The organism is Chryseobacterium lacus (genome assembly GCF_003336205.1).
Taxonomy (GTDB): Bacteria; Bacteroidota; Bacteroidia; order Flavobacteriales; family Weeksellaceae; genus Chryseobacterium_A; species Chryseobacterium_A lacus.
Genome location: NZ_QPIE01000007.1, coordinates 209,787 through 218,770, shown reverse-complemented (window position 1 = coordinate 218,770; position 8,984 = coordinate 209,787). Strand labels below are relative to the sequence as shown.

General features: G+C 34.6%; 4 protein-coding genes. 1 reads left to right on the top strand and 3 read right to left on the bottom strand.

Annotated features, from left to right (window positions below):
- Window positions 1-213 precede the first annotated feature (213 nt).
- The 3 genes from DQ356_RS10605 to DQ356_RS10595 all read right to left on the bottom strand — a co-directional run bounded on the left by DQ356_RS10605 (window position 214) and on the right by DQ356_RS10595 (window position 3,923).
- Window positions 214-1,998 (bottom strand): hypothetical protein, encoded by a 1,785-nt coding sequence (locus DQ356_RS10605; RefSeq protein WP_114304465.1) that lies wholly within the window; start codon window positions 1,996-1,998, stop codon window positions 214-216.
- Complete coding sequence (locus DQ356_RS10600) at window positions 1,988-3,058, bottom strand: alkaline phosphatase family protein (protein WP_114304464.1); 1,071 nt, start codon at window positions 3,056-3,058, stop codon at window positions 1,988-1,990. The genes DQ356_RS10605 and DQ356_RS10600 overlap by 11 nt, the downstream gene beginning before the upstream one ends.
- Window positions 3,059-3,572: 514 nt before the next feature.
- Entirely contained in the window at window positions 3,573-3,923 is a 351-nt protein-coding gene (locus DQ356_RS10595; RefSeq protein WP_126723286.1) for a hypothetical protein, read from the bottom strand.
- Between the two features lie 1,526 nt (window positions 3,924-5,449).
- Between DQ356_RS10595 and DQ356_RS10590 the strand changes: the two genes are divergently transcribed.
- Window positions 5,450-8,935: a glycosyltransferase family 117 protein gene (locus tag DQ356_RS10590; RefSeq protein ID WP_114304462.1), complete on the top strand. Its 3,486-nt coding sequence runs from the start codon at window positions 5,450-5,452 to the stop codon at window positions 8,933-8,935.
- Window positions 8,936-8,984: the final 49 nt, after the last annotated feature.

The window sequence follows — 8,984 nt, the reverse complement described above, 5'->3', positions numbered from 1 at the left end:
ATGCTGAAACGAAAAATCACAGCATTTAAACCCTACAAAGTGCCACTTCTGCCCACAAAAAAAGCAGTACTTCTAAAAAAACTGCTTTGTGTATCTAAATTCTAAAAACGATAACTCCATAAACTGCCAAAAAAGCTCCCGAAGCTTCCGTTCAACGGGCTTTCATTGTTGGCTTTTCAAGCCCAACGAAAGCTTAATTATTACCTGCAGTGATTATTTTATTATTATATATCTACTTTCATCTGGAATTATAAACTCATATTTCAGTAGAATTTTTGCATTTACGTTATTACTTTCTAAAACATCTACTTCTTTTTCGTTATATTCATAACCATCTTTTTCGTTCCATTCCTTGATTACGTTGTCAGTTATATCATCTTTTTGAGATTCAGTTATTTCAACTAAAAGTTGATTCTTGTACCAATTTGGATTATCGCTAGTATAAACAATAGCCTTTATGAGAGTAAAATCTATAACAATGATAGAATCTTTATACTTTGAAAATTGGTGTACTATCGGAATTCCTTCAAATTTTTTATTGAAAATAGAGTTTTTGCTATTATGCTCATAAGTTATGTTTTCTAGTTTATCAGCATTACTCCAATTCGCAAAGATTACAATATTACTTTTATTATCTGTTTTATTTATGAAATTCTGAACCGTTTCCTTAATATTATCAGTTGAAACTATTTTATCATTTTTTAAACTATTGAAAAATCTATTATCTATACTTCTCGCTAAATGAGAACCAAAATCGCTTAAGCCAAAAATATTCTGATATAACTCTCCATCAATAAAGGCAAACTTCATTTTTAAAAGACGTTGAAAGAATCCGTATCCATTTACTTCTTCAATATTAGGAACATAATCAATATTTCCTAAATTTTTTAGTATATTTAAGATTAGTGTATTTTCTTCCCAAAGTTTTCCAACATTGGCTCTAAATTCATCAATTTTTTCTTTTGACAGAGGAATTTCTTTTATTTTTTTATAGTAATCAATTTCAATTTCTTTTTTTAGAAATGAAAATACATTTAGTATTTTTTCTTTCTTGAAACTGAGTTCTGTATTTAAGTCTTGATTTGAAATATTGTTAAAAATGAAATTTTTATACTCTTCATTTTCAACTGTTACATTATCAAGTATTTTCTTTATATCATCATAAATAAATTTAAATCTTTGACTTAATTTTATTTCACTAAGATCATCATTTAAGTTGATAAGATGTTCAAATTTCAACAATATAATTGCTAAACTATATGGAAGCCAATTATGGGGTGATAATGCAGCATAAGCTCGATTCATTGGAGGTTCTTTAATTTCCCATTCTGAAACAGCCCATAAACCTTCATTTTCAATTTTATCAAACAGTTCAAAAAAATGATTTAAAAAAGTGAAATTAAAATCATAAGATATATTTTCTAAATTTTGCTCTAAATAATTGATATCATACTTTTCATAAGTTATTGATTTGGTATTCTTCAGAAAGTAAATCCAACCTAATAGTGTGGTAATAAAATAAAAAAATAAATTCCCTCTATCTTCTTTGTTTTCTATCCTAAAAACAGTGTCTTTAAATTTATTTATGGCAATATTAAACAATTCATAATCATCATCTTGCAGGATTAATTTAAAAATGTTTATTAGAGGTAAATATGATAATTCAATGTATTGTTTATCAATATTTTTATAATCATTGCTTAGGCAAATATTTGTAACTAAAGAATCAAATACTCTCTCTACAAATATTTTTTTATAATTTGGTGAAAGATTGGGAAATATATAAATGAATGTAGTTACTGATTTTGAAAAAGCATTCACTGACCTATTAAAAGATTTACTTTTTAAGTTGTAGATTGAAAAATCTAACAATTTATTAAAAGATTCTAAAAAGTCTTTTTCCGAAGCAACTATAATATCTCGTGATACAGTACTAAAAATTTCGTTCACATAATTGAACGGAATAGTATCATAATTTTTATGTAAATTAAATCTCATTTTCTAATTCTATATATTCTTCGTAAATATCTTCTAGATTTTTCAAATTTGTGGACAACTCGTAATATTTATTACTTAATGTATTATCATTTATTTTTTTTAGGAGCTTATCTAGGTATTCTTGACTATATTCGGATTGCAGAGGTGCTTTTTTAGAAAAAGAATAAATTTTATTGTATTTGAAATTCTTCTTTTTAGAGAAGGAGAATAATTTTATTTCAGTATCTTTCTGATACTGCTTTCCTAATTCTAATACATGATAATACTTTTTAGTATTATTAATTTCTTTAGATAATTTTGTAACAGCATTAACACTAATGTCTTTTAAATAAATATTTTTTGAACTTTTATGGGTGTAGTGATTAATTCCTTCAACTTCTTGCCAAATTGGATAAAGTTGAAAATTTAACTTATCTTCCATTAAATTTATATATTCTTCTTTGAACCTTCTTTTAAAATAGTCAATGTAAAAAGCCTTATAAAATTCAAGATTAAGTTCTGATTTTACTATTTCTGTTCTTTTTGTTTTATGTATAAAATTAAAAACAGTATTATAAAGAATAATAAGTAAAAGAATATAGCAGACAAACGAACTAAAAATGAAAATCAAAATATTACTTTTTACGTTTACATTAGTAATACTAGGGCTGAAAAAATATAGACATAAAACACAAATTATTAATGTGAAGCCTAAGTAGGTTATGAATTTAAAATTTACTTTTCTATCAATAATTGATTGGATATCATCCCTTTCATCCTTTAAATGAGTTAGCAATAAATTGGTTACAAAAAGATTCATTGAAACCAATGTGATTATACCTGTTGTAAATGTTTTTACAGTATCTTCAAATTTTATATCTAAAATTTTTAGAAACTCAAAATCAATATATTTAGAATATAATGCAATAATTAAAATTAGAGCATTATAAATAAGTAATATAGACCAGAAATTTTTACTGTAAAACCAAATGTAAAAATTTGATATTTTATCGTTTTTAGATTTATAAACTTTAGGAAATTTAGTTTCGATTTCCTTAGTTATCAATTTTTTTAGACTCATTTATGAACTGCTGTTTTATTCATCATTGCAGATAACGTTTTCGGGCTTTGCGTTCGGGCGGGTTTAGCTTCGCTGATTTTCAATTCGGAGCACAAAACTGTCAACCTGCACTGAACTTGAATAGAAGCACAAAGTTCCAAGTTTGCACAGCTTGTCCCGTGAGGAACGAAACGGGATCACCCCGCCTGACGCAAAACCCGTGTTATAGCCAGTGCTTCTCTCTGTTGTCATTGTGTTTGTCGTCTTTTAAGCGTTATAAAAAGTCCGTGGGCAAAGCCAATTATTATGTGTCCAATGATAAATAATACTCCAAGCCCAAGTTGTCCAAGCCCATATTCATCGTGTCCTGTCAGTAACTTTGAATAGTTAATTACAAAAGTCATATAAATAATAAATGTAATTGTATGTCCTGTAAATATTTTCTAAAACGATTTACTTTTTGCAGTCATTAGATATGTCGCAAGTAGAAGAAATGGCGAGATGAACAATAATATGATAAAGACGTTAAACATTGTCAGTCAATTGGTCCGTTTACGATTAACATTGTTGCAAATAATAAAATGAATAGAAGTCCGCTATAAAGTTCTTTCGTTTTATTATCTTTAAGGGCAAAGTAAACTTGAAAAAACAAGGTCGTCAAGAATAAAATTGTCCAAGAACCTGTGTAGGTCAAATAGGTCATTTTGTTTTCATAATACCACGGAAATGGTTCAGCTCCCCAATGATACTCTTTCTCTATGTCGGTAAATGAGATTTGATATATTTCAAAAACAGAAGCCAATGAGAATAACATATTTGTCAAAATGACCAATATTGCAATTGTCCAAAAAAGTCCGTCTTTTAAATTTAATTTTCTATTTGTCACGGTGTCTGTTAGCATTGGCTATAACACCCAAATGTACGCATATATTTTAAATAAGCAACAATAAGTGTTAAAATTAATAAATAAATGCAATTCCTTGTTTTTTAAATAATTATACCTACTTTTGATCGGGAAAAGGGAATGAATACCAGAAATACCTGAGTAATATTAAGAAATTCTAACACATACAAAATACGCATCTTTTTATGAATTTTTCTGACAAATATTTTCAGTTTGCATTGGGACATCATCACGGAAAAGAGGTGATCTGGATAATATTTGATAAAAATAATGAACTTATTCAGCTTCTTCGGCAAAACACTAAGACACGCTGAGTCCAGGACACAACACAACCTAAATACTAAGGTTGGCAGCATAAATTATCGTTGAATGTTTTCAGGGAATTAGACTTGGTTTAGGTGTCAAGGACGGGTCACTCGGGTGGGTCATAAGGTAACTACGGGGTATATACGGGGTATGTACGGGGTATGTACGGGTGAAGTATGGAGGTAAAGAATTTTGGGGATGCAAAGTCCCTGTTTCAGGGGTTTTATGGGAGCTAGGAAAAGGATTTGCACAACCATTTAACCACCAAATGCTCTGAAGAAAGCAACCGACCCAAGAGCTTTTTATCTCAGAATTTATTTATTGTTTTTAATGGAATCGATGAATCTGCGATTTGCGTAAAGAATCCGCTTGCGGATCGCCGATAGCATGGCTTCGGCTCCGCTCAGCCTCCCGTGCCGACTAACCCCAGAAAGCGAATCAGCAAATCAGCAAAATTCGCCCCCTAAACAACTAACCGACAAATCAATTTAACCTTCTCAAAACAATTAACCAGCTTCAACTCTTTGCCTGTTTTAAATCTTTGCCTGTCTTAAATCTGTGAGAATCTGCGAAATCTGTGAGAACTAAAATCCGCGCTGGCTTCGAGAGCCTCAGCCACCCGAGCCGACCAAGGCAACCATCACCATTCACCATTCACCAGTCAAGTCTTTTCCCCTTTGCCTTTTGCCTTTTACATTTTAACTTTTACCTTAGAAGAGCAAATCAGCAAATTCGCTCCCTAAACAACTAACCGATTAATCAATTAACCTTCTCAAAACAATAACCCGCTTCAACTCTTTGCCTGTTTTAAATCTTTGCCTGTTTTAAATCTGTGAGAATCTGCGAAATCTGTGAGAACTAAAATCCGCGCTGGCTTCGAGAGCCTCAGCCACCCGAATGACCAACCAAGCTTCACCATTCACCATTCACAATTTACAATTTACTGATTTTCAGGCACCCGAGCCGACTAACCAACTATCCCTCTAAACGATTAATCACTTAATCACAACAAAAAGCAAATTCGCAAATCAGCAAATTCGCCTCCTAAACAATTAATCACTTAACCACCACAAAAAGCAAATCAGCAAATCAGCCTTTAATCCATTAACCGATGAATTAATTCAACAATAATAATGCTAATTGGTATTTTTAACCGGTCTGAATCAAGGAAAAACCTTATTTTCGCAACATTGAAACTTATTATGAAGAACTGGACTTTTAAAAAATGGAACACTGTTTTAGGATGGGTGATTTTTGCAATGGCTTTCATTACCTATTTGATGACCATAGAACCCAATTTCAGTTTCTGGGATACTGGAGAATATATTTCATCTGCCGTGAAGCTGGAAGTAACCCACGCTCCGGGTGCCGCACTTTTCCAGTTGGTAGGTGCTGTGGCCGCTTTCTTTGCTTTGGGTGATGTCACGAAATATTCACTGGTCATCAATGCCATGTCGGCACTTTTCAGTGCTTTTACTATTCTTTTCCTTTTCTGGACCATTACCCATCTTGTAAGAAGATTGCTGAACAAGGAATTTGAAGAAATTAACACCCATCAGGAAATCTCCATTCTTTTTGCAGGTGCTGTAGGTGCGCTGGCGTTTACTTTTTCAGATACGTTTTGGTATTCGGCGGTGGAAGGCGAGGTATATTCCATGGCATCTATGTTCATTGCACTTATTGTCTGGCTTATTACCAAATGGGAAAACGAATATAACCAGCCCGACAACGAACGCTGGATTATTTTGATTTTCTTCACTATCGGCCTTTCTGTGGGTGTTCATATGATGGCGATGCTGGCGATTCCCGCAGTGTGCTTTATTTACTACGCAAGAAACTATCAGTTTACATGGAAGAATTTCTTCTGGGCCAATGCCATAACGCTGGTTATTCTGGCCATTGTTTTCAAAGGAATTTTCCCTGTAATCATGACAATATTCGGGAAAATGGAAATCTTTTTCGTGAACGGAATCGGGCTTCCTTTCCATTCGGGAACTATTATCGCATTTCTGTTGATGATTGCACTTTGTTATTTTGGAATTCAGTACGCCAGAAAATCAGGAAAAAGAATCTATCAGACCATCATGCTTTCGGTGGTGTACATGATGATTGGTTTTTCCTGCTGGATGGTAATTCCGATTCGTGCCACAGCCAATCCGCCCATGAATCTTAATAATCCTGATAATGCCATCGGAATGCTGGATTATTACAACCGCGAACAGTATGGCGACTGGCCTACCATTTACGGGCACAATTACACCGCCTATCTGGATGCCAACGGAATTCAGAAAAATGCAGATGGTAGTTTTAAAACGACCAAGCAGGGAGATATATACGAAAAAGATGAGAAAACCGGCACGTATAGAAAAGTAGGAGAGCGTACCAATTATGTGTATGCGGATGAACATGTAGGTTTCTTGCCGAGAATGTTCAATGAGGACAGAAATGTAATGTCCAATTATATTTCCATGTACGGAGCACCGGATTTTTCCTTCAATTACAGCAATCCTGACATTGCAGACAATCCCGAAGCGATGAAGATTTTTGATGAACTTCGGAACAAATATGAGGAAGGAACCATTCGGGTGGATGATTATCTCGATGTCCGGCCTTATGATCTTCTTCGGGTGCAGAAGCCTTCGCTGGCTCAAAATCTGGATTATTTTTTTACCTTCCAAAACGGATATTATTTCCTGCGCTACCTGATGTGGAATTTCGCAGGCCGCCAGAATGATCTGGAAGGAAACATGGAAAATACCCACGGAAACTGGATTTCCGGATTTTCTTTTATTGATGATGCACGTTTGGGTTCACAGGCGGATATGCCGGCAAAGTTTAAAAATGCAAGTACCGTAAAGTTTTTCTTCTTGCCGCTCATTTTGGGGTTAATAGGATTCTTCTTTCAGTTAAACAGAGATTTCGGACGGTTCTATGCCATACTTTCCCTCTTTATTCTGACCAGTGTGGGAATTATTTTTTATACTGGCGTAAAACCTTTTGAGCCACGTGAAAGAGATTATGCCATGGTAGGCTCTTTCTATGCATTTGCGATTTGGATAGGGTTGGGTGCTGCGGCGATATTGTGGTATTTGCAGTCTAAAATAAAGTCGAACGCCGTCAATATTATTGCCGGAATGTTACTCTTGGGAATTCCTTTTATGATGGGTTTCCAAAACTATACACCGCACGACAGAAGCCAAAGATATGCTGCCTATGATTATGCTTATTCGGTTTTGAAATCGTTGCCGGAAAATAATATTCTCTTTGTTTATGGTGATAACGATACCTATCCGGTTTGGGGAATTCAGGAGACAGAAGGGTTCCGCAGTGATGTGAAAGTGGTGAATTTCACGCTGCTTTCCACACCGTGGAATATCGATCAGGTAAAACGGCGTACCTACGAAGCCATGCCGGTTCCGGGTGCTTTAACTCATGAAGAGTACCGCGATGGCACCAATGATCAGATTGTGGTGATGGATGCAGAAAGTCTGGATCGTTTTATCAAAGGGCAAATTCAGCAGGGAGCTCCGGAAAGTATTTTTGAACCTTTTAAAAAATACATCGCTCAGGATTCCATGACCGTAAAAGAAGCCATTAATTTTATTAAAACCAAAAGTCCTGAAAAGGATGAAGTTTTGAAAATGTTGTTTGGAGACAGCCGTTATGAGAGGTTTAATTTCATTCCTGTTTCTAAACTGATCATTCCTGTTAATAAAGAAAATGCCATCAAATCGGGCGCCGTAAAAGCTTCAGATTTACCCAATATGGTGGATCATATCACGATAAATTATCAGAGAAGCACCATGTTTAAAAACAACCTGATTCTGTTGGATATGCTAGCGCATTTCGATTGGAAAAGAACCATGAATTTTTCTAACGGCGGTATTTACGACAGCGAAAATGTGTTTTATCTGGACGATTATCTTCAGTTTGATGGGTTCACTTATCGTTTGGTTCCCATCAAAACTCCAGTAAGGAAAGATGGCGAAATCGGAAGAGTGGATGCGGAATCGCTGTACCAAACGGTTAAAAATTTCCGTTGGGGCAATTTTAAAAATACGGATGTTCATTTTGATGAAACCTCCACCTCCAATATTATCAGCTACAGGAATTCTGTGGGCAGAGCGGCCGAAGCTTTATCTTTATCCGGACAGAAACAAAAAGCACTCGAAATTCTGGATTTGGCTTCCAAAGAAATTCCGGTTTCCAAATACAATGATGCGCGTTCGCTGGCGTCCATTGCTTATGCCTATATCGTTGCAGGCGAAGAAAAGAAAGGCCTTGATTTGGCGGATCAATTAAAGAAAGAAATTTTCGGGGAATTTGATTATTATTCTGCACTTCCTTCGGAACAACAGCGTTTCGTAAGCCGCCAGATGCGTACCAAAACAATGGAATATTCGCTGGTAGTGGCTGCCGTAACCGATGCTTATGAAAAATCGGGACAGAAAGACAAAGCGTATAATTATCTTGTAAAATCTCTGGAACCGGTGGACAAGCGCTTTAATGATTTTGTAAAAAATCTGGAACAAATGGGCAAGGAAAAAGCGTTCAGGGAAACCGATAAGGTGCAGCGGATAACGCCTTTCTACAGCTATCTTTTTGATATTATGACACCGTATGATTCTACTTTTGCAAAAGAAAAAGAGGATCAGATTACCAAAGCAATCATGAGGGTTGCTCAATAAATATTAGCGGGCTTCATTTCCCGCTTTTTGTTTTCGAACTGATGTCAAA